The 20,323-nt window shown below is 71.8% G+C and carries 20 protein-coding genes and 4 pseudogenes; 15 read left to right on the forward strand and 9 right to left on the reverse strand.

The annotated features are described in order from the left end of the window. The first annotated feature begins 145 nt into the window (after window positions 1–145). Together ACN28G_RS21405 and ACN28G_RS21410 are read left to right on the forward strand one after the other, a co-directional pair. Complete coding sequence (locus ACN28G_RS21405) at window positions 146–508, forward strand: PH domain-containing protein (protein ID WP_091443475.1); 363 nt, start codon at window positions 146–148, stop codon at window positions 506–508. A gap of 451 nt (window positions 509–959) precedes the next feature. Next, window positions 960–1,691 (forward strand): SanA/YdcF family protein, encoded by a 732-nt coding sequence (locus ACN28G_RS21410; protein ID WP_421480205.1) that lies wholly within the window; start codon window positions 960–962, stop codon window positions 1,689–1,691. Between the two features lie 108 nt (window positions 1,692–1,799). Here ACN28G_RS21410 and ACN28G_RS21415 read toward each other — a convergent pair whose 3' ends face one another. The 4 genes from ACN28G_RS21415 to ACN28G_RS21430 all read right to left on the reverse strand — a co-directional run bounded on the left by ACN28G_RS21415 (window position 1,800) and on the right by ACN28G_RS21430 (window position 5,448). Further along, a complete protein-coding gene (locus ACN28G_RS21415; protein WP_421480206.1) occupies window positions 1,800–2,486 on the reverse strand; it encodes a D-Ala-D-Ala carboxypeptidase family metallohydrolase in 687 nt (228 codons plus the stop codon). A gap of 372 nt (window positions 2,487–2,858) precedes the next feature. Beyond that, window positions 2,859–4,898 carry a hypothetical protein gene (locus tag ACN28G_RS21420; protein ID WP_421480207.1) on the reverse strand — a complete coding sequence of 680 codons (2,040 nt, stop codon included), beginning with the start codon at window positions 4,896–4,898 and terminating at the stop codon, window positions 2,859–2,861. Then, window positions 4,895–5,146, reverse strand: coding sequence for a hypothetical protein (locus ACN28G_RS21425; protein ID WP_421480208.1), 252 nt, complete (start codon window positions 5,144–5,146; stop codon window positions 4,895–4,897). The genes ACN28G_RS21420 and ACN28G_RS21425 overlap by 4 nt, the downstream gene beginning before the upstream one ends. Further along, the gene (locus tag ACN28G_RS21430; RefSeq protein WP_421480209.1) at window positions 5,146–5,448 is read right to left on the reverse strand and encodes a DivIVA domain-containing protein; all 303 of its coding nucleotides are present in this window, start codon (window positions 5,446–5,448) and stop codon (window positions 5,146–5,148) included. Before ACN28G_RS21430 ends, ACN28G_RS21425 begins: the two co-directional genes overlap by 1 nt. Window positions 5,449–5,711: 263 nt before the next feature. Between ACN28G_RS21430 and ACN28G_RS21435 the strand changes: the two genes are divergently transcribed. From ACN28G_RS21435 to ACN28G_RS21450, 4 genes are all read left to right on the forward strand, one after another. Continuing rightward, a complete protein-coding gene (locus ACN28G_RS21435) occupies window positions 5,712–6,122 on the forward strand; it encodes a GntR family transcriptional regulator (RefSeq protein ID WP_091443493.1) in 411 nt (136 codons plus the stop codon). 324 nt (window positions 6,123–6,446) lie between these two features. Further along, window positions 6,447–6,710 carry a DUF6244 family protein gene (locus ACN28G_RS21440; RefSeq protein ID WP_091443500.1) on the forward strand — a complete coding sequence of 88 codons (264 nt, stop codon included), beginning with the start codon at window positions 6,447–6,449 and terminating at the stop codon, window positions 6,708–6,710. A 223-nt stretch (window positions 6,711–6,933) separates the two neighbouring features. Then, the gene (locus ACN28G_RS21445) at window positions 6,934–7,521 is read left to right on the forward strand and encodes a DUF6244 family protein (protein ID WP_421480210.1); all 588 of its coding nucleotides are present in this window, start codon (window positions 6,934–6,936) and stop codon (window positions 7,519–7,521) included. Between the two features lie 33 nt (window positions 7,522–7,554). Further along, on the forward strand, window positions 7,555–8,001 hold the full coding sequence (locus ACN28G_RS21450) for a hypothetical protein (protein WP_091443509.1): 447 nt from the start codon (window positions 7,555–7,557) through the stop codon (window positions 7,999–8,001). Here ACN28G_RS21450 and ACN28G_RS21455 read toward each other — a convergent pair. Further along, entirely contained in the window at window positions 7,998–8,624 is a 627-nt protein-coding gene (locus tag ACN28G_RS21455; protein ID WP_421480211.1) for a hypothetical protein, read from the reverse strand. The two genes, ACN28G_RS21450 and ACN28G_RS21455, sit on opposite strands and share 4 nt — an antisense overlap. Window positions 8,625–8,850: 226 nt before the next feature. Between ACN28G_RS21455 and ACN28G_RS21460 the strand changes: the two genes are divergently transcribed. Then, a complete protein-coding gene (locus tag ACN28G_RS21460) occupies window positions 8,851–9,153 on the forward strand; it encodes a hypothetical protein (protein WP_421480212.1) in 303 nt (100 codons plus the stop codon). A gap of 208 nt (window positions 9,154–9,361) precedes the next feature. Continuing rightward, window positions 9,362–9,496 (forward strand): hypothetical protein, encoded by a 135-nt coding sequence (locus tag ACN28G_RS21465; protein ID WP_421480213.1) that lies wholly within the window; start codon window positions 9,362–9,364, stop codon window positions 9,494–9,496. Between the two features lie 39 nt (window positions 9,497–9,535). Here the strand turns inward: ACN28G_RS21465 and ACN28G_RS21470 are convergent, their stop codons facing one another. The 4 genes and pseudogenes from ACN28G_RS21470 to ACN28G_RS21485 form a co-directional block, all read right to left on the reverse strand. Then, window positions 9,536–9,931 (reverse strand): PIN domain-containing protein, encoded by a 396-nt coding sequence (locus ACN28G_RS21470; protein ID WP_091443515.1) that lies wholly within the window; start codon window positions 9,929–9,931, stop codon window positions 9,536–9,538. Beyond that, a complete protein-coding gene (locus ACN28G_RS21475) occupies window positions 9,928–10,167 on the reverse strand; it encodes a hypothetical protein (RefSeq protein WP_091443518.1) in 240 nt (79 codons plus the stop codon). Before ACN28G_RS21475 ends, ACN28G_RS21470 begins: the two co-directional genes overlap by 4 nt. A gap of 51 nt (window positions 10,168–10,218) precedes the next feature. Continuing rightward, the gene (gene ychF / locus ACN28G_RS21480) at window positions 10,219–11,304 is read right to left on the reverse strand and encodes a redox-regulated ATPase YchF (protein ID WP_421480214.1); all 1,086 of its coding nucleotides are present in this window, start codon (window positions 11,302–11,304) and stop codon (window positions 10,219–10,221) included. Window positions 11,305–11,499: 195 nt separating this feature from the next. Beyond that, window positions 11,500–11,922, reverse strand: a pseudogene (locus ACN28G_RS21485) (hypothetical protein); the annotation flags it as partial. Window positions 11,923–12,287: 365 nt separating this feature from the next. On the opposite strand from ACN28G_RS21485, the pseudogene ACN28G_RS21490 reads away from it, so the two are divergent. The 7 genes and pseudogenes from ACN28G_RS21490 to ACN28G_RS21520 all read left to right on the forward strand — a co-directional run. Further along, a pseudogene (locus tag ACN28G_RS21490) lies at window positions 12,288–12,701 on the forward strand (Ada metal-binding domain-containing protein); the annotation flags it as partial. A gap of 126 nt (window positions 12,702–12,827) precedes the next feature. Next, window positions 12,828–13,730, forward strand: a pseudogene (locus tag ACN28G_RS21495) (DNA-3-methyladenine glycosylase family protein); the annotation flags it as partial. 11 nt (window positions 13,731–13,741) lie between these two features. Continuing rightward, complete coding sequence (locus tag ACN28G_RS21500) at window positions 13,742–14,281, forward strand: methylated-DNA--[protein]-cysteine S-methyltransferase (protein WP_421480956.1); 540 nt, start codon at window positions 13,742–13,744, stop codon at window positions 14,279–14,281. A 136-nt stretch (window positions 14,282–14,417) separates the two neighbouring features. Then, window positions 14,418–16,253 (forward strand): annotated as a pseudogene (locus ACN28G_RS21505) (ABC transporter ATP-binding protein); the annotation flags it as partial. A gap of 116 nt (window positions 16,254–16,369) precedes the next feature. After that, on the forward strand, window positions 16,370–18,259 hold the full coding sequence (locus ACN28G_RS21510) for an ABC transporter ATP-binding protein (RefSeq protein ID WP_421480215.1): 1,890 nt from the start codon (window positions 16,370–16,372) through the stop codon (window positions 18,257–18,259). A 107-nt stretch (window positions 18,260–18,366) separates the two neighbouring features. After that, window positions 18,367–18,666 (forward strand): hypothetical protein, encoded by a 300-nt coding sequence (locus tag ACN28G_RS21515; protein WP_091443539.1) that lies wholly within the window; start codon window positions 18,367–18,369, stop codon window positions 18,664–18,666. Beyond that, complete coding sequence (locus ACN28G_RS21520) at window positions 18,666–20,306, forward strand: amidase (protein WP_229688557.1); 1,641 nt, start codon at window positions 18,666–18,668, stop codon at window positions 20,304–20,306. The genes ACN28G_RS21515 and ACN28G_RS21520 overlap by 1 nt, the downstream gene beginning before the upstream one ends. Window positions 20,307–20,323 lie beyond the last annotated feature (17 nt).

Raw genomic sequence — 20,323 nt, forward strand, 5'->3', positions numbered from 1 at the left:
CCACCTGCTCCCGCCTCCCCGGCTGGATCCGACCTGCCCCGTCAGGCTAGGACCTCAGGCCGCGCCACGCTGTCCCGGTGCCGACTCCCACCACCGGGTACGCCATGACTGGCCGCGTTGGCATGCCCCCTTTACCGTCGAAGACATGGCAAACGCGACGTACGACCGCAAGGAGCAGTTCCAGCAGATCCAGAGCGGGCTGCTCGACGGGGAACAGATCATCGCCGTCTACGACGCGGTGGGCACCGGGACCGGATTCATCGGCCTCACCGACCGGCGCGTGATCATCCAGGACCGCTCCTTCGTCGGGAAGCGGTACGCGATCACCAGCATCCCGTACTCGAAGATCACCAGCGTGAGCGTGGTGAGCAACAAGTCCTGGGGCGGCTCGTTCTTCTCCAGCGGGTCGATCGCCATCCACGTCGGTACCCACACCTACGAGGTGGAGTTCCGGGGCGACCAGAAGAGCCACCACGTACACAACGTAATCCTCCACTACATCTCCTGAGGTGTAAGGAAGGGCCCCCTGTTAACGCTTTCGGTAGAGAGGGGTTCCCCGCTCACCCCCGAGCCGGCGACCCGGCCCGACGGGCGCCACGGAGCCAGCACGGAGAGTGATTGGTGCAGCGCCTACGGCCCGGACCGACGGGCGGCGGCCCCGACCCGACGGACGCGGCACAAGCGGCCCGACCCGACGGACGCGGCACAAGCGGCCCGACCCGACGGACGCGGCACAAGCGGCCCGACCCGACGGACGCGGCACAAGCGGCCCGACCCGACGGACGCGGCACAAGCGGCCCGACCCGACGGACGCGGCACAAGCGGCCCGACCCGACGGACGCGGCACAAGCGGCCCGACCCGACGGACGCGGCACAAGCGGCCCGACCCGACGGACGCGGCGGAGGCAGCGCGGGGACGGTGACGTAGCGGGGTGGGCGGCGCTTGGGATACTCGACGTATGCGGAAGTGGATCTCCAGAACGTGGTCGGGTGCGTGGACGTTCTGGCGGTCCGACGGGCATCCGGTCCGGCGTCGCCTGCTCCGGGCCGGTCTCGCCCTCGCCCTGGCCGCCGGTCTCGGCGTGGGCGCGGTGGTGGCCAGCACCGGTTGGATCCGCACCGGCGCCGACGGGCACCTCTACGCCGAGCACGACGTCCCCGAGGCGCCGGTCGCGCTGGTGCTCGGCACCAGGGTGTACCCGGACGGGACGCCGTCGCCGTTTCTCGCCGGTCGGTTGGCGGTCGCCCAACGGCTGCTGGAAACCGGGAAGGTCCGGGCCATCCTGGTCTCCGGCGACAACATGAACCACGACTACAACGAGCCCGAGGCAATGCGGCGCTGGCTGGTCGAGCAGGGCGTACCCGCCGAGAAGGTGGTGCTCGACTACGCCGGTTACGACACGTACGACTCATGTGCCCGGGCCAAGCGGATCTTCGGCGTACAGCAGGCGACCGTGGTCACCCAGACCTTCCACCTGCCCCGCGCGGTGACGGTGTGCCGCCGGCTCGGCATCGACGCCGTCGGGGTCGGCGACGAGAGCGCCCGGACCTACGAGCGGACCTGGCGGATCAGCTCCAGCCGGGAGTACGGTGCCGCCCTCAAGGCCGCCGTCGACGTGCTCTCCGGCCGTGACCCGAGCCGCCTCGGCCCCAGCGAGAGCACCCTGGACGACGCGCTGCGCACCAGCTGACCAGCGGCCGAGCACCGCTCGGGCGGTCCGCCCCTCGGGTCCTCGGCCGCCCGGGTCCTCGGCCGCTCGGGCGGCCAGCAGAACAGCCGGTCGGCCCCGCTCGGGCGGTCAGCAGTTCGGGGCCCGCCAGAACTGGGTGTCCCGGTTGGCGACGTGGACGTGGTCGTCGTGGCCGGGATATCCGGGGCCGAGGATCTCCCGGAAGCCGCAGGTCCGGGCCGTCCGCCACAGTTGGCACTGGCTGGGCCGGCTGGCCAGCCCCAGGTCGGCCGCCTTGCCGAAGGTGTGCAGGCTGTTCGTGGCACCGCCGACCCGGCTGTTGCAGGAGACGCTCCGGAAGCCGGAGGTGATGACGATCGGCCGGTCGCCGAGCTTGTGGCGCAACGCCTCCAACTGCCACATCACCAACAGCAGATTCTGCCGTACGACACTGGCCGGAACCGCCCCACCTGAGAAGCCCGTCTCACCGCAACCGCCGGTGAATTCCGGGTACGAGAAATGCGTCGGCGTACAGTCCTGTTTTTGTAGGGAATAAATGATGTTGAACGTTTCCGGGCCGGCGGTCCCGGTGGTGTTCTGCAGCCCGTAGCCGGCCTTGAACCGGCGCACCGCCGCCGCCGTGGCCGGGCCGTAGACGCCGTCGACCGCGAGCGTCTCACCCTGCTCGACCCAGCCGGAGATGCGGATCTGCAACTGGGTGACGTCCGGGCCGGTAGCACCTTGCGACAGGGTGCGGGCCCAGGTGAAACAGGCGTCGCTCGGGCCGACCGCCGCGCTGGTGGCCGACTCCCCCACGGCGCTTCCTGAGGTACGGTCCGCAGCGGACGAACCCAGCGCACAATTGACTGAAAGCATTCTGAAGACACCATCGAACATGACCGACTCCAAGCGGTTGGGAACACGCCGTCCGAGGCTGCCAGCAGTGAGTCGACTGCACTGGAAAGCCGCCCTGAGTCCAGAATGCCGCGCCCTTTCGGCCATATCAAACAATTTCGCCTGCCGCAGGTCAACCGCAATTTTGACGCACCCGTGACGCATCGTGTGCCATTCTGTCGCCGGCCCTGCGGCGATCGCCTGACCGGGGACCGACAACCCCGGCAACCACCACACCGGACACCGAAAGGCGTCCGACCAGAAAGGCGTCCGACCAGGACCGAACGCGCCCCGTCAGCCGCTCAGGCCGAGGGCGGCGAGGGCGGCGGTGAGGCCGGCAGCCCGGACGACCGGGTTCCAGCCGTCGCGCTCGCGGAGCCCGACCACGCATCCGCCGGCCGCGAGGCGGACCCGGATGAACTGGTCCGGATAGCGGCGGGCCAGCCGCAACAACGCCGCCACCGGGTCGACGGCACCACCCGGCTCCGGGCCGGGCACCGGCACCTGCGGCACCGCGAGCGGCACCATCAGATCGGTCGGCACGGCGGCGTGCGCCGCGCCGTCCAGCATCCGCAGGCAGAACCCGACGGCCGCCTCGACCGAGGGCAGCCCGGGTGGGCTGATCCGCTCGTCCGGCGTACCCGGGGCCACCAACTCCACCGACCACCAGCAGCCACCTTCCCGCAGCGGCTGGTCGGGGTCGTACCGCTGGTCGGTGACGCTGACCGCCGCGTCGAGGCCGAGGCCGGCGGCGAGCCGGAGCAGCGCAGACAGCGGTGGGGCCGACGGTCGGACGGCCGCGACCATCAGCCGGGCGGCGGGCCGGCCCGCCGCCGCGTCGCGGACGAATCGGGTAAGCGCCGGATCGGTTGTCCCATCCCCGACGACCAGGCCTTCGCGCAGGTCACGGTGGATCGGCAGGCCACCGTCGGCGTCGGTCAGGTCGACCGGGCGTACGCCGAAGGCCGCCGCCCGATCCGCCAACCGGTACTGGTCACCGAGGCGCAGTACCGGCGGACCACCCGGCCACCCACCGACAGGTACGCCCGGGGCAAGGTCGTCGGCCGACCACAGCTCGTGGGTGGCGGCCCCGCTCAGGTCGGTCACGGTGACCACCGCCGCCTCGTGTACCCGGCCGCTGTCGCCGCAGCTCACGCAGGTGACGTCGGACGCCTCCAGGCCGGTGCCGGCACAGTGCTCGCAGTCGGGTCCGCCGTCGGCGTCGCAGCGGCAGCGGCGTAGCCGGGTGCCCGGCACACAGTCGGGACACCGGCGGTGGCCGATCGGCTGCCCCTGCCAGGACGGTGCCGGCGGTTCGCCGGCCCGGACCAGGGTGTCCCGTCGCGACCAGGTCACCTGCCCGGTGTCGGTGGCGTGGATCTCGTCGACCGGTGGGCCGGCCCGCAGCCGGACGTACCGCCACCGGCCGTCCCGCCACACGGCCTGCGCACCGGGTGCGCGGCGCAGCAACATCCGCAGCCACCACGCCGTCCAGCGCGGCCCGGCCGCCGTCCGGTCCGGTTCGACCGCAGTCCGAGGCGGTCCGGCACGCCTCGGGGTGATCGCGTAGGCCGGGGCGTCCCGGCCTCGCTCCCGCAGCCCGGCGAGGGCGGCGAACGGACCGGTGCCGGCGAGCGCCGCTGCCAGGTCGTCGAAGCCGCCGTCGGGCAGGTCGGGCACCCGTCCACCGGGCACCTCGAACCGGACGTACCAGCGCGGGCCGCCCGGCCCTCGGCGGGCCTCCACGACCAGGTCGAGGCAGAGCAGGTCGGCGAGCCCACGCAGCCGAGCCAACGCCCGCGCCGGCTCCGGGTCCGCCGGCCCGCCCGGGGTGCGCCCGACGAAGATCCGCCACGGCCGGTACGACCGCCACGCGATCGCCCTCGCCACCAGCGCGTCCCGCCGCTCTGCCGGCAGGTCCGGCCGGTACTCGTGGTGCAGTGGCAGCACCAGCGAGAACGGCTCGACCTGCGGCGGCGGCACCCCGACCTCGGCGGCCAACCCGGCGAGCAGCGGTCGCAGCGTCACCTGCCAGCCACCGGTACCGTCCGGGGTCGGCGCGATGCTGCCCGCCACCACACTGGCCGAGGCGACCGCGCCGGTGTCCAGGTTGGCCACCGTCAACACGAGCTGCGCCCGCCGCCGCCCCACCCCGTCGCAGTCGGCGCAGGCCCGCACCACGGTGCCGACCCCGGTGCAGCGCCGACAGTCCCGGTACGCCTCGCCGGCGAACTCCCCCGACCGGTAGACCAACCGGTCGCCGCCGATCCGGCACAGGCAGGGCAGCACGCTGAAGGTCAGCCCTTCGCAGGCCAGACACTCGACCACGTTCACCTGGGCACACTCCGGGCGCACGGCCCGTCGTGGCCGACCCGCAACGCGCAGCGCCGGCCGCCGCCCAGCCGGGCGTCACAGAAGACCCGATGGCGTACGCCCTGCTCGTCCTCGTACGACACGGTGATCTCCCCCGGGTCGGTCTGCGCCAGCACGGTCGACCAGCGGGCCACCACCCGGGCCAGCCGGACCGCGCCGGGCAGGTCCCCGGCGACCACCGGCAGGTGGATCACGAACCGGTCGGCCATCAGTACGCCCGCTGGTTCGTCTCGCGCCGGGCGTACTCGGACTGCCAGTCCCGCAGCGCGTCCCGGACCCGCCCGGCCTCCTCCCGACTGGAGTCCAGCCGGTCGTAGAGCACCGCCAGGTCGTCAGCGACCTGCCGCAGAAACTCGTGTACGTCGACCGGGTCGAGCCCCCGCCGGAACAACCCGACCGTCCGGAACCGCCGCCACCGCACCTGCCACGGCCGCACCGGCGCGTACCTCGACCGGTACACCCCCGGCCGCTCGGGCTGATCTCCCCACCAGCTCCTGAGCCCCTTACCCATCCCGCTCCCGCCTCTCCATCAGCACCTGGAGGGGCGGCCCGCCCGGTCCCGACGGGCCACCCCGGCCCTGTCCCCGCAGCCCAACCAGCAGTACGCAGACAGGACCCGCCTATGCGATCGCTTTGTCTCGTCCGAGGGACACCTGACTTCGTTACGGTCCGCAATCGCACGGTTGACTATAGGCACAGACGTGCAGGGGTGCAAGCCCCTAGACGGCTAGGGGCACAGGGGTGCCTTCCTGAAGGGGTCGCGAGGCTATCGGCATGACGATCGATCCGCGCTCGCATACGCCGGTCTACGTGCAGCTCGCCGACCTGCTACGCGAGCAGATCGAATCCGGAGAACTCGCCCCGGGGTCGACGCTCGCCAGCGAGAACCGCCTGACCCAGGAGTACGGCATCGGCCGCGAGGCCGTGCGAATGGCGATGGCAGCCCTACGCGCCGAGGGCCTCGTCAAAACGATCAAGGGACAGGGAACACTGGTCCGCGAACGACTACAGCGCCACGATGTCGAGTTGGGGCCGGGCGGCTCGGTCATCGCCCGCATGCCCACCGGCACTGAACGCCGCGAGATGGATCTCGACGAGGGCGTACCAATCCTGGAGATCCACAGCCCAACCGGTGAAGTCCAGATCCTCCCCGCCGACCAGACCCGGGTCACCCGAGCGAAGTAGGCCCGACATAAGGCCGCATATCGGGCCACCAGCCGGCTTGATCCACTCGGTTGTGCCGAAATGGCGGTATCCAGCGCCTCTGGATACCGCCATTTCCGCCCAACCGTGTTGATCGAGCGGATCCGGCACCCGTTGGCGCCGTGGGGAAGCGGTCAGGTCGGGGCGAAGGGCCGCCCGGGAGCACCCTTCGGGGCAACCCGCCCCTCAACGTCACCCAGGGTAGGTGCATGGTCGCGCATTGCTGTGACTTGCCGTACCCTCCCTTGTGTTCGCAAGCAGGTGGGCCGTACGACCAGGAACCGCGAGAACGAGCAGGGAGGTTCGATGAGCGCTGGGCAGGTTCTTGCCAGGCTGGCCGCAGCAGCACAGAAACTGGACGAGGCGAAGGCCAAGACCGTTGCCGCCGTCCAGGACGTCGAGGAGGCCCGGAATCTCACGGCCGGCGCGCTCGAAGGAATCGGCGGCGCACAACTCATCGGCATCATCGACGCCTGCCGGCAGGCACTCGGCCAGGCCGCTCAGGCCGCCGACCCCGCCAAGCAGCACGTCCAGGAGACCATGACCCGGGTGCAGGCCCTGGGCAGTTGAGCCGGGGCAGACTTCCCGGACGCACCATCCCACGACAAAGGAACGCTCGGACTTCTCCTCGTGGCCGGCCGCACCGAGCGTCCGCCTGAGTTTCGATCAGCACGAAACCAAGGAAGCCACTGTCGTCTATTTATCTTTCGGTGATCCAATAGTCGCTTTGCGTGCGGCAGCTCGAATACCCTCCCTCTGCCGGTGCCACTGACTGGGTCGCCCACGGTGACTCATGGACGAACCGGGAGGCTTGGTGAGCGTTGCTCAGATACTGGCCGGGCTGGCAGGGGCGTTACGGAAGCTCAACGACGCCCGAGCCAAGATCAGCGCCGCGGCTGAGGACACGGAGCAGGCCCGTACCCACACCGCGGCCGCCCTCGAAGGCGTGACCAGTGGGCGGCCGATGAGCGCCGTCACGGCGTACCAGATGGCTTTGACCGAGGCCGCCGAGAGCATCTCGCCGGCCATCCAGCACGTCGAGAAGACGGTGGGCCAGGTGTACGCCCTGGGAAACCACTCGGGGGTGGCGGTGGCGCGAACGGTCGTCCACCCCCCACGATCCGGCCGTCCGCACCGTACCCGGGCGATGTTGACCTTCCCGGTCAGGGCGAACGGCGGGCCGCGCGCTCTCGCGAGGAACAGGGCGCACCCGCGCCGAGACGGCGCCGGAAGGCCGTCGACTCCCAGCAACTCACGGTCGGCGCGTCGGTGGCGGCCTGGGGCTGGGGCAGCTTCTCCGAGTACCTGTCGGCCCACCCCAAGACATTCTTCAACATCATCATGGGCGGGGTCGTGGCCTGGGCGTCTGTCAAGGCGTTGAAGGAGAGCCGGGAGGCGAACAGGGGGGACCCCGATGGAGATCGACGACCAGGTTGAGGAGAAGGTCCGAGACACGCTCCACTGGGCGGTGAAGCGCCAGGACCGCGATTTCGACGCGGCACTGGCCCGCTTCTCGACCCGCGCCGAACGATCAGCGGCCCTGGAGTTGCTGGTCGCGATCAGCCGGTTCGTGACGTACGACCTCTGCGCCGGCACCCCGTCCCCGGGCCAGGTGGCGGCGCTGGCGGCCGAGATTGCGGTCGCGGAGTCCTGGTCGGGTCTGTCGAGCGACGAGGTGGGTTCCTATCTCGACCTGGTGACCCGGGGTGACCTGGCCCAGGACCAGCTCACCGGGGAGGCCTTCGTCGTCCTGTCCTTCGTCGTCAGCGCCAGCCTGTTGGCGATGCGCCCCAAGCAGGAGGGCGAGTGGTGGTTCGACTACCTCGACCGGGTGGAGTCGGCTCTCGAAGCAGCCGGCTAGCGCCGGCCGGGTGCCGGCTGCGGGGCCGTCGTCCCGCCCGGTCCCTGGTGCCGCGGGTCGCCGTGGGTGGCGGGTGCCCGGTAGCTGGTGGTGTCCACCGTGGATCCCGTGCCTGCACCTGCGCCTGCGCCGCCGTGCCGCAATCCGGCGACCGCCGCCGTACTGGGTGAGAGCGGCAGATCCTCGATCCGTACCCGTTTGGGTGCGGGCTGCTCCAGCAGATCCTCGATCCGTACCCGTTTGGGTGCGGGCTGCTCCAGCAGATCCTCGATCCGTACCCGTTTGGGTGCGGGCTGCGGGGTGCCGGTCCCAGCCTGCGGGTGGGGCTGCTGTGGGCCCCGCAGACTCGCCGCAGCCGCCGTGTCGACGGCCGTCTGCTGGCGGTTCATCGCCTCGTCGGCGGCCTGCATCGCAGCGGTGAGGCTGTTCGCGTACCTGAAAAGGTTCTGCGCGAACGCGTCGTACTTCGGGTTCTCTCCCGCTCGTTCGAGTTGCGGCAGACGCCAGCCCAGCTGCTTGTCCCAGCTGGCGAGCCTCCGCTCCATCTCAGCCCAGACCTGCGGATCCGCGAGGTTGCCGTACCTGGGGTGGTTGATCGGGTCGGTGATGTCCTTGCGGTCCATCGATCCTCCGCGAGCTGTCTTGATCCGCTCCGAACCCTCGCGAGCCTACCGGTCGAGCGCTTCACCTGCCCGGACGCGACGGACCAGACCACCGTTACCGATCATGCTCGACCTGGACCGGCTGGTCCTCGGGCCGGACGAGCTGACAGGCGTCCAACCCCTCCGGTTGCCCTGAGAAGTCGCCGTACGTGGGGTGGCTTCGGCCCGGATCCAACAGTGCCGCCGCGTGGCGCGCTGCATGTGCACGCCCGCATCATGCACCGACGAGAATAGTTGCAATGACCTTGACAAATGGATGCTATCCGACAGATCGCAATATCAGGGCTGCCTGCCGCCCCTGCCGATCGATACGTTTATTTGGCGCGCAAGGCAGCCGGGGACCCGAAATCCGTTCACCAGAGAATCGGGGAAAGTCATGCAGTCAAAGACCAAGAACTACTCACGATTCGCCATCGTGATCGCCGCGATGCTGGCCGCCGTATTCGGATTCAGCTCGAACACTGGAAACAACAACCAGAACTGGAGCTGACCCGTCCGCCGATACGCCGGTTGCCCCGCCATGCAGGGGCAACCGGTATATCAGGCCGAACAGTTGCCCACCGGCATCGAGGTCGAACGGGAGATGACGATCCGGCTCGACGAGCGAAACGTCCGATCGAACCGTCAAACTACGCAAGTACGCGGAAGCCGGTATCGCCTACTACTGGCGCGTCGAGGACGAGGACGAGTTACCGGTCGTGCACGCGTACGAACTCGACGCACCCACCCGGTGCTACGCGCCGACCGGGATCCACCGCCGCGAGCTGCGCAGCGCCACCCCGTTCCCGATCACGCTCGACCTGGACAGACTGGTCCCCGGCCGGCCGATCTGAACGCGGGCCGCCGCCACGAACCGGCTCCGGCCGCCCCGGTCACAGCCCGATAATCCGAACCCGCTGCCCGCAAAGCTTGACCATGTCGTCCCCATCAGAGGTCAAGACCACCACCGGCCCGGGAAGCCGCAGCGCCACCTCGGCGACCATGGCGTCGATGGCGTACTTGTGCCCGTGTAGCCCCGCTTCCCTCAGGAGGCTGGCGCTGCGATGGACAGTTTCCTTCGTCACCGGCTCCACCCGCATCCGGGACAAAAGCCAACCCAGCCGTGCGATGTCCACACCGCCATACGACACCTCGACGATGGTGGCAGCCGACATGGCGAGATCAACCCCGTCGCGCTCTGCCTGCTCCAAAAGCCGCATCACCTTGCGGTCCCGATCGATCCACGAAGAGAAGCCCTGCGAATCGAGCACCAGCGACTCGATGCTCACGCCGCGTGCCTCATCCCCTCGGTGCCATGCAGCAGCGCCTGGGCCTCGGCCATCTCCTGATCGGTGAAGGCGCCGAACTCACCTTGGTAGGCGTCCAGTTCCTCTCGCAGAAGCCTGCGCCGCTCGGCGCGCTCGGCCAACTCGGTCAGGTAACCGGAGACGTTGTCGGTGTGCGTCTTCATGCTCTCCAACAGCTCCGCCGGCAGCGTGATCGTGACCTTCTTCGTCCTCGCCATTCAGTGACCACACCATGGTGTTACCGCTGGAAATCGGCCATCAAGCTCAGCTCAGACGTTGAAGCGGAACTCCACCACGTCGCCGTCCTGCATGACGTACTCCTTGCCCTCGATGCGGACCTTGCCCGCCGACTTGGCCGCCGCCATCGAACCGGCCGCGACCAGATCGTCGTAGGAGACCACCTCGGCCTTGATGAAGCCGCGCTGGAAATCGGAGTGGATCACCCCGGCGGCCTCGGGGGCGGTCGCGCCGACCGGCACGGTCCAGGCCCGCGCCTCCTTCGGCCCCGCAGTGAGGTACGTCTGAAGGCCGAGCGTGCGGAAGCCGACCCGGACGAGCTGGTCCAGGCCCGGCTCGGACTGGCCGATCGACTCCAGCAGCTCGCGGGCCTCGTCCTCGGGCAGGTCCACCAGCTCCGACTCGATCTTGGCGTCCATGAAGACCGCCTCGGCCGGGGCGACCAGGGCCCGCAGTTCGTCGAGGAACTCGGCGTTGCCCAGTTCGGCCTCGTCGACGTTGAAGACGTACAGGAAGGGTTTGGTGGTGAGCAGGTGCAGCTCGCGCAGGTGCTCCAGCTCGATCTTGGCGGCGGCGGCACCCGCGTACAGGGTGGTGCCCCCGTCGAGCAGCTCGACCGCCTGCTTGGCGGCGGTCACCGCGGCGGCCCGGTCCTTGCGGAGCTTGGCCTCCTTCTCCAACCGGGGCAGCGCCTTCTCCAGGGTCTGCAGGTCGGCGAGGATCAGCTCGGTGTTGATCGTCTCGATGTCGTCGGCCGGGGAGACCTTGCCGTCGACGTGCACCACGTTCGGGTCGGAGAAGGCCCGGACCACCTGGCAGATCGCCGAGGCGTCCCGGATGTTGGCCAGGAAGGCGTTGCCCCGGCCCTGCCCCTTCGACGCGCCCCGGACCAGGCCGGCGATGTCGACGAACGACACCGGGGCCGGGAGCACCTTCTGCGAGGAGAAGATCTCGGCCAGCTTGCCCAACCGGTCGTCCGGCAGCCCGACCACGCCGACGTTGGGCTCGATGGTGGCGAACGGATAGTTCGCCGCGAGCACGTCATTCTTGGTCAACGCGTTGAACAGGGTGCTCTTGCCGACGTTGGGCAGGCCGACGATGCCGATGGTGAGACTCACGACGGGTCAGTCTACGCGTCGCCCCACCCCGGCCCCGTCCAGCACGGTCGGCCCGGCCGCCGGCAGCCCGCGCGGGACGGTCCTCGGCGGTTCCCGATGCTCGCTCGACGGCAACTCCCGGGGCCCGGTCGGCAACTCCCGCGGCGCAGTCGACAGCAGCTCCCGCGGCGCGGCGGTCGACAACTCCCCCAGGGCGACCGAAGGCAGCTCCCGCAGGGCAGCCGAAGGCAGTTCACGCAGAGCGGCGGTGGGCAGGGTGAAACGCTGGTCGGCGGCCGGATGGGCGGCGTACGACTCGCCGAGCAGCCAGCGGATCTCGTCGGTCGTCCAGCCCAGCCCGGAGCGGGCGGCGATCTCCCGCACCAACCGGCGGCCCGCCCGGGTGTCGTCGTCATAGAAGCGAAGGCACCAGTGGTGGGCCCACATGCCGAGGGCGCGCAGCCCGTCGGCCTCCAACGACGCGGCGAGCCGGCCGCAGGCGGTGTCGGGGAACGCCCGCGCCGGGTCAGCCGTCCGGTCCCGCTCCATCGCCCCGTACGCCGCCGGGGCGACCGCCCGCATCCGGTCGTAGAAGCCTTGGAGTACGGCGCGGTCCAGTCGCGTCGAATCGGATCGCATCAGCGGACACCTCGCCCGGCCACGCTCGCCATCACCCGCACCCTTCTTCAGTTTGGTGGCGGGACCGTACCCTCCCCGACCGACACTTTCCTGCCCGGCCGTCCCGTTCCGGCCGATGCTCTACTGCCCGGCCGTCCCGTTCCGGCCCGGCGTCGCCCGGCTGAGCTGCACGGTCGACCAGGTGAGAAGGGGACCCTGCTATACCGAAAGCGTTAACAGGGGGCCCTTCCTTCAGGTCTGAAAGCCGCGAGCGGGGGGTGGGGCGCAGGAGGGAGGATCGGGGGGTGCAGGAGTTGGACTTCGAGCGGTGCTACCGGGCCGTGGACAGCCGGGACCAGCGGTTCGACGGCTGCTTCTACACCGGGGTGACCTCGACCGGGATCTACTGCCGGCCGTCCTGCCCGGCGGTCACCCCGCGACGGCGCAACGTCCGCTTCTTCCCGTCCGCCGCCGCCGCGCAGGGGGCCGGGTTGCGGGCCTGTCGGCGGTGCCGGCCGGACGCCGCGCCCGGCTCGCCGCAGTGGGACGCCCGGGCCGACGTGGTGGGGCGGGCGGTGCGGCTGATCGCCGACGGGGTGGTGGACCGGGCCGGGGTGCCGGGGCTGGCCAGTCGGCTCGGTTACACCGAGCGGCACCTGCACCGGATGCTCCGCGCCGAGCTGGGGGCCGGGCCGCTCGCGTTGGCCCGCGCCCAGCGCGCGCAGACCGCCCGGATCCTGATCACCACGACCGGGCTGGGGATGGCCGAGGCGGCGTTCGCGGCCGGGTTCGGCAGCGTCCGGCAGTTCAACGACACCATCCGCGCGGTGTACGGGCTCGCCCCGTCGCAGCTGCGGGCCGATGGCGGCACCGGAACGCCAGGCACCGGAACGCCGGGCACCAGAGCACCGGGGATCGGAACGCCCGGCACCGGCGGCATCACGCTGCGGTTGGCGTACCGGCCGCCGTTGCACGCGGAGTCGTTGCTGGACTTCCTCGCGGTGCGGGCGCTGCCCGGCCTGGAGGAGGTACGCGACGGCACGTACCGCCGGGGGTTGCGGCTGCCGCACGGCGCGGCCGAGGTGGCGCTGACGCCCGCCGACGGGCACGTGTCGGCCACCCTGCGCCTGGCGGACCTGCGCGACCTGGCCCCGGCGGTGGCCCGCTGCCGTCGCCTGCTCGACCTGGACGCGGACCCGGTCGCCGCCGACGCCACCCTGGCCGCCGACCCCGCCCTGGCCGCGTCGGTGGCGGCCGAACCGGGGGTACGCCTGCCGCGCGCCGTGGACGGCTTCGAGATCCTGCTGCGCGCCCTGGTCACCCAGCAGATCTCGCTGCCCGCCGCCCGGACCACCCTGGCCCGGCTGCTCACCGCCGTCCCCGCCGCCGGTCCACCGGCCTTCCCGACGACCGAGGCCGGTCCACCGGTCTTTCCGACGGCCGAAGCCGGTCCACCGGTCTTTCCGACGGCCGAACAGGTGGCCGCACTGCCGGACGCGGCGTTCGGGATGCCGGTGCGCCGGCGGGAGACGATCCGGGCGGCGGCCCGGGCGGTGGCCGCCGGGGAACTCGACCTCGATCCGGGCGGCGACCGGGCGGAGACCCTCCGGCGGCTCAGCGAGCTGCCCGGCATCGGGCCGTGGACGGCCGGCTACGTGGCGATGCGCGCGCTCGGCGACCCGGACGTCTTCCTCCCCACCGACCTCGGGGTACGCCGGGGGGCCGCCGCCCTCGGCCTACCCGACGACCCGAAGACCCTCGACGCGTACGCCGAACGCTGGCGCCCCTGGCGGTCGTACGCGGTGATCCGACTATGGAGAGCAGCATGACCACGAGCAGCATGACCACGGGCAGCACAACCACGGGCAGGACGGCCACGGGCAGCACCATCGACTTCGCCGTGCGGGACACCCCGGTCGGCCCGCTCGGCATCCTGGTCGGGCCGGACGGGGCGGTCCGGGCGGCCGGCTTCACCAGCGACCCGCAGACCCTGCTGCCGCTGGTGCACCCGGGTCTACGTGGGCCGGTGCGGCACCGTGCGGACCTCGGTCCGGTCACCGCCGCCGTCAGCGCGTACCTCGACGGCGACCTGACCGCAATCGACGCCGTACCGGTCGAGCAGCACAGCGGCGGGGCGTTCCTGGGGCACGCCTGGCGGGTGCTGCGCGAGGTGAAGCCGGGTGAGCCGGTGACGTACACCGGGTTCGCCGGGCTGGCCGGTCGTCCGCTGGCGGTCCGCGCCGCCGCGACGGCCTGCGCCCGCAACGCCGCCGCGCTCTTCGTGCCCTGCCACCGGGTGTTGCGCACCGACGGGACGCTCGGCGGGTACCGCTGGGGGCTGGCCGTGAAGGAATGGCTGCTCACCCACGAACGCCGCTGACGCCGGGCCGGGAGCAGCGGCCGGCACCCGGCCGGTAGCAACGGCCGGGCACCCAGCCCGGGAGCACGGGCGGGAGCGGTCTCGCTGACGGCAAGCTGACAGCCGCAACTGTCACATTTGCCGATACCGTCAGGAGGTGCCTGCGGAGCGCGACCGCGAGCCGGCCCCGAGGGCGAGTGCCGGTCGGATTCCGCCGGCCCGGGGTACGGGCGCCGGTCGACGGCTGGCCAACCTGTGGCGGCTGCGTCGTTACCTGCGCCCGTACGCCGTCCAGTTCGCTTGGTTGCTGGTCGCGGCGTTGACGGCGACCGCCGCGGGGCTGGCCGTACCCCTGGTGGTGCAGCGGGTGGTGGACGGCCCGGTGGCCCGGCAGGAGCCGGGCGGACTGCTCCGGCTCGGCGCGCTGGTGCTGCTGCTCGGCCTGGTCGAGGCGGCGTTGATCTTCATACGGCGGTGGATGCAGGCGGAGTCGTCGGTAGGCATGGAGACGGCGCTGCGCGCCGACCTCTACGCCCACCTGCTGCGGCTGCCGACCAGCTTCCACGACCGTTGGCACTCGGGTCAGCTGCTCTCCCGGGCCGTCAGCGACCTGTCGGTGCTGCGCCGGTTCCTCTCCTTCGGACTCTTCTTCCTGGTGCTCAACCTGGTCACCTACGCCGCGGTGGTGGTGCTGCTGGTCCGGCTGCACCGGCCGCTGGGGCTGCTGGTGGCGGCGAGCGCGGTGCCGCTGTTCCTGATCAGCCGCCGGTTCGCCCGGCACTACCACGCCGCGTCCCGCCGGATGCAGGACCAGCAGGGCGACGTGGCCACCCTGGTCGAGGAGACCGCCCTCGGCCTGCGCACGATGAAGGCGTACGGCCGGGGACCGCAGCTGTCGGCCCGGTTCGGCGCGGGCGCGCGGGCGCTGCACGACATCGGCATCGGCAAGGCCCGGCTGTTGGCCCGCACCTCGGCCCAGTTCGACCTGGTGCCCAACCTGACCCTCGGCGGGGTGCTGGTGGCCGGGACGGTGCTGGTGGCCGACGGCCGGCTCACCGTGGGGGCGCTGGTCGCCTTCGTCAGCCTGCAACTGATGCTGATCTGGCCGGTCCAGTCGCTGGGTTGGATCATCGCCAACGGGCAGGAGGCCGCCACCGCCGCCGACCGGATCCAGGAGGTGCTGGACACCCGGCCGACCATCGTGGACGCCCCCGGCGCGATCGGCCTCCGGCGGACCGAGGTACGCGGCCGGCTGGTCTTCGACCGGGTCTCCTTCCGGTACCCGCAGAGCGCTGCGCCGGTGCTGCGCGAGGTGGAGCTGACCGTCGAGCCGGGCGAGACCCTCGCCCTGGTCGGGGCGACCGGCTGCGGCAAGAGCACCCTGTTGTCGCTGGTCCCCCGGCTGCACGAGGTCACCGGCGGGCGGATCACGCTGGACGGGCACGACCTGCGGGAGCTGCGCCTGGCCACGCTGCGGCGACTGGTGGGGGTGGCTTTCGAGGAGCCGACACTCTTCTCGATGTCGGTCTGGGAGAACCTCACCCTGGGTCGGCCGGAGGCCGACGAGGCGGAGGTCCGCGCGGCGCTGGTGCTGGCCCAGGCCGAGTTCGCGTACGACCTGCCGTGGGGGCTGGCCACCCGGGTCGGCGAGCAGGGGCTCTCGCTCTCCGGTGGGCAGCGCCAGCGGCTGGCGTTGGCCCGGGCGGTGCTCGGCCGGCCGGCGCTGTTGGTCCTCGACGATCCGCTCTCCGCGCTCGACGTGCACACCGAGGCGCTGGTGGAACGGGCGTTGCGCCGGGTGCTGCGCGACACCACCGCGCTGCTGGTGGTGCACCGGCCCTCGACAGTCGCGCTGGCCGACCGGGTGGCGTTGCTGGAGCGGGGCCGGATCACCGCCGTCGGCACCCACTCGGAGCTGCTGGCCACCGTCCCGGCGTACCGGGCGTTACTCTCCGCCGAGCCGACACCGACACCGACCTCGGCACCGACGCCGACCCCGGCACCGACGCGGGCCTCGACACCGACCCCGACGTCGGTGCCGGCCTCGACGCCGACGGCCGGCCGGTCGGTCGGGGCGACGCCGACGGCCGGGCGTGGGTTGGTGTCGTCGTGACCGCCGCGCACCGCGCCGCCGGGGCGGCCAGCGGGGCGGTCGGCCCGGCGGCACCGGCGCGGTGGCGGGGCATCGCCACCGATCCCGACGCCGACCGCAGCCACGCCGAGGAGGACAGTCCCGAGGCGGTGGCCCGGCTCCGGGCCCGTAGCCGGGTGCTGCTGCGTGACCTGCTGCGCCCGTACCGGGGTCGGCTCGCGGTGGCGGTGGTCCTGCTGCTGGCCCAGAACGCCGCCGCGATGTCCGGGCCGTACCTGGTGATGCTCGGCATCGACCGGGCCGTGCCGCCGCTGCGGGCCGGCGACCCGGGGCCGCTGACCGCCGTCGCCGTCGCGTTCGTGGTCGCCGCCGGGATCGAGTACGCGGCCCGGCGCGGCTTCCTCACCCTGTCCGCCCGGATCGGCCAGGGTGTCCTGCTGGACCTGCGGCAACGCGTGTACGCCCACTTCCTGCGGCTCTCCGTGGCGTTCCACGAGCGGTACACCTCGGGCCGGATGGTCGCCCGGCTCACCAGCGACCTGGACTCGATAGGTGAGCTGGTCGACGGCGGGATCGACAGCCTGGTCCTGGCCGGGCTCAGCGTGGTGTCGGTCGCCGGGATCCTGCTCTGGCTGGACCTGCCGCTGGCCGCCGTGACGCTGCTCGCCTTCCCGGCGTTGTTCTGGCTGTCCCGCTGGTTCGCCCGCGCCTCGGCGGTGGCGTACCGCCGGACCCGGGAGGCGGTGGCGCTGGTCATCGTGCACTTCGTGGAGTCGTTGCGGGGCATCCGCGCGGTGCAGGCGTTCCGTCGGGAGCGCCGCAACGAGGAGATCTTCGCCGACGTCAACGACGAGTACCGGGTGGCCAGCCGGGACGCGTTCCGGCTGATCGCCGTCTACTCGCCGGGCATCCGGGTGATCGGCAACGTCACCGTGGCGGTGGTGCTCTGCTACGGGGGCCTGCGGGTGCTGGACGGGGCGACCGGGGTGGGGGTGCTCGCCGCCTTCCTGCTCTACCTGCGGCGTTTCTTCGAGCCGATGCAGGAGCTGAGCCAGTTCTACAACTCGTTGCAGTCGGCGACGGCGGCCCTGGAGAAGCTCGCCGGGGTGCTCGACGAACGGCCGTCGGTGCCCGAGCCGGCCCGGCCGACACCGCTGCCGACCGGCCCCGGCCGGGGCGCGGTGGACTTCCGGTCGGTCACCTTCGGGTACCGGCCACAGTCGCCGATCCTCACCGGGCTGACCCTGTCGGTGCCGGCCGGGCAGACCGTCGCCCTGGTAGGTGCGACCGGGGCGGGCAAGTCGACGCTGGCGAAGCTGCTGGCCCGCTTCCACGACCCGGTCACCGGCGAGGTCCGTCTGGACGGCGTCGACCTGCGCGAGGTGGCCGACGCCGAGCTGCGCGCCGCGGTGGTCCTGGTCACCCAGGAGAACCACCTGGTCACCGGCACGGTCGCGGAGAACATCCGGTACGGCCGCCCGGACGCCGACGACGCCGCGGTCCGGGCCGCCGCCCGCGCGATCGGCGGGCACGACTTCATCACCGCACTACCTGAGGGGTACGACACCCAGGTGCACCGGCGCGGCGGCCGGCTGTCGGCCGGTCAGCGGCAACTCGTGGCGTTCGCGCGGGCCTTCCTGGCCGACCCGGCGGTGCTGATCCTGGACGAGGCCACCTCGTCGCTGGACGTGCCGACCGAGCGGCTGGTGCAGCACGCCCTGGCCACCGTGCTCGCCGAGCGTACCGCCCTGGTCATCGCGCACCGGCTGTCCACCGTGGAGACCGCCGACCGGGTGCTGGTCCTCGACGGCGGCCGGATCGTCGAGGACGGTCCACCCGGGCAACTGGTCACCGCCGGTGGCCGGTACGCGACCCTGCACCGACAATGGCGGAACTCCCTGGTCTGAGGGCCCGCCGACCGGTGCCGGTTCACAGCCTGGTGACGCCAAGGTCATCGCCAGGACATCACCGAAGCTGACAGTGGGGCCACGTTTTCGCAGCTCAGAGGAGAACGATGGCACCTGTACCGCCGACCGACGCGGAACTCGACACCTTCATCCGCGCCCGGCTCGCATCCCTCGGCATCGACCTCGACCAACTCCCCGCCGGCAGCGTCGCCGACCCGGTCACCGGCTCCCCCGGCCGGGACTCCGTCCTGGCCTCGCTGCGTTCCTTCGTCCGCTCGACGGTCACCGCGCTGGCCGCGTACCAGCTGCCGGCACCGGCCGGCACCGACCCGACGCTGGCGATGGCGCTCTCCCAGCAGCCCGCACCGATGCTCTACCCCTCGATCAGCACAGAATGGCGGGCCTGATGAGCGCCGAACCGATCGACCGGACCATCGACCGGCGCGCCTTCCTGGCCCGTACCGCCGCCGTCGCCGCCGCCTCGGCGGTCGGCGCCACGATGACCCTGCCCGGCATCGCCCAGGCCGCGCCGGTGCCCCCGCCGAACACGAAGGTCAAGTGGAACCCGGCGCTGGACGTGCCGAACGCCTTCGTCAAGCCCCGGCCCGAGGCGGTCGCCGACCCCACCGAGCTGACCATCGCCGAGGCCGCCTGGCTGATCCGCAACGGCAAGCTCACCCCGCAGCAGCTCGTCGAGGCGTACCTGGCCCGGATCGAGCGCTACGAGGGCACCTACAAGGCGTTCAACCTGGTGGTCGCCGAGGCGGCGGTGAAGGCCGCCCGCCAGGCGGCCAACCGACCCAACCGGGGCGCGCTGCACGGTATCCCGCTGGCCGTCAAGGACAACTACTGGACCGCCGGGGTACGCACCACCGCCAGCTCCTTCCTCTTCGCCGACTTCGTACCGCCCTACGACGCCACCTCGGTGGCGAAGCTGACCGTCAACGGGGCGATCGTGCTGGGCAAGACGCAGATGGGTCCGCTGGCCACCTCCCGGGCCACCACCCCCGACGGGGTGGTCACCACGGTCAACGCCTGGACCCCGAACGACATCTCGGTCAACCCGGGCGGCTCCTCCACCGGCAGCGCCACCGCCGTCGCCGGCCGGCTCGCCACCAGCAGCACCGGCACCCAGACCGGCGGGTCGATCACCGGCCCGTCCAACGCGCAGAACCTGACCGGCCTCAAGCCGACCATGGGCCGGGTCTCGCTGGCCGGGATCATCCCGCTCAGCTACACCCGGGACCACCCCGGCCCGCTGGCCCGGGACGCCAAGGACGCGGCGATCATGCTGACCGCGATGGCCGGCGAGGACGCCGCCGACCCGCGCAGCCAGGGCCTGCCGCCGCTGCCCAACCTGATCAACGCGGCCACCCCGAAGCGCACCGGCAACACCGTGGTGATGCGCTGGAAGACCCGGATCGGGGTGCTGCCCGGCTTCACCGCCGGCACCTCGGCCACCGCCCTGGCCCGGCAGGCCTACCTGGACAAACTCGCCAGCATCCCGGACGCCACCGTGGTGCAGGTGCCGCTGCCGGCGGAGTGGGACCTGCTCACCGGCACCCCCTTCAACAACGTCCGGCTGCCCGAGCGCAGCGAGCCGTTCCTGCCGTACCTGCGCAAGGACCTCAAGGGCTTCGGGGTCTCGGTGACCAGCTGGTTGCAGGGCACGCTGCTGGGCGGCACCGAGTTCATCACCGGCCAGCGCGCCAAACTGCTGCTGATGGAGCGGGTGCTGGACGAACTCTTCGCCTCCTGCGACGTGGTGGTGCAGACCGGCCCGGTGCCCTTCGACATCCTCGGCCTGCCGGAGATCGCCTTCCCGATCGGCTTCGACGCCGCCGGGGTGCCGATCGGCACCATCCTCGGTGGCCTGCCGTACGGCGAGGACCGGCTGCTGTCGGTCGTGGCCGCGTACCAGGCGGTCACCGACTGGCACTGGCGTCGCCCGCCGGACCCGGCACCGGCTCCCCCGGCGACGGCCCGCGCCGCCGCACCGGCCGCGCTGCGGCTGACCGCCGAAGAGGTCGCCGAACTAACCCAGTGACCGACGTCGCGGGCGTC

This window comes from Micromonospora sp. WMMA1923 (assembly GCF_049179195.1).
Classification (GTDB): Bacteria; Actinomycetota; Actinomycetes; order Mycobacteriales; family Micromonosporaceae; genus Micromonospora; species Micromonospora yangpuensis.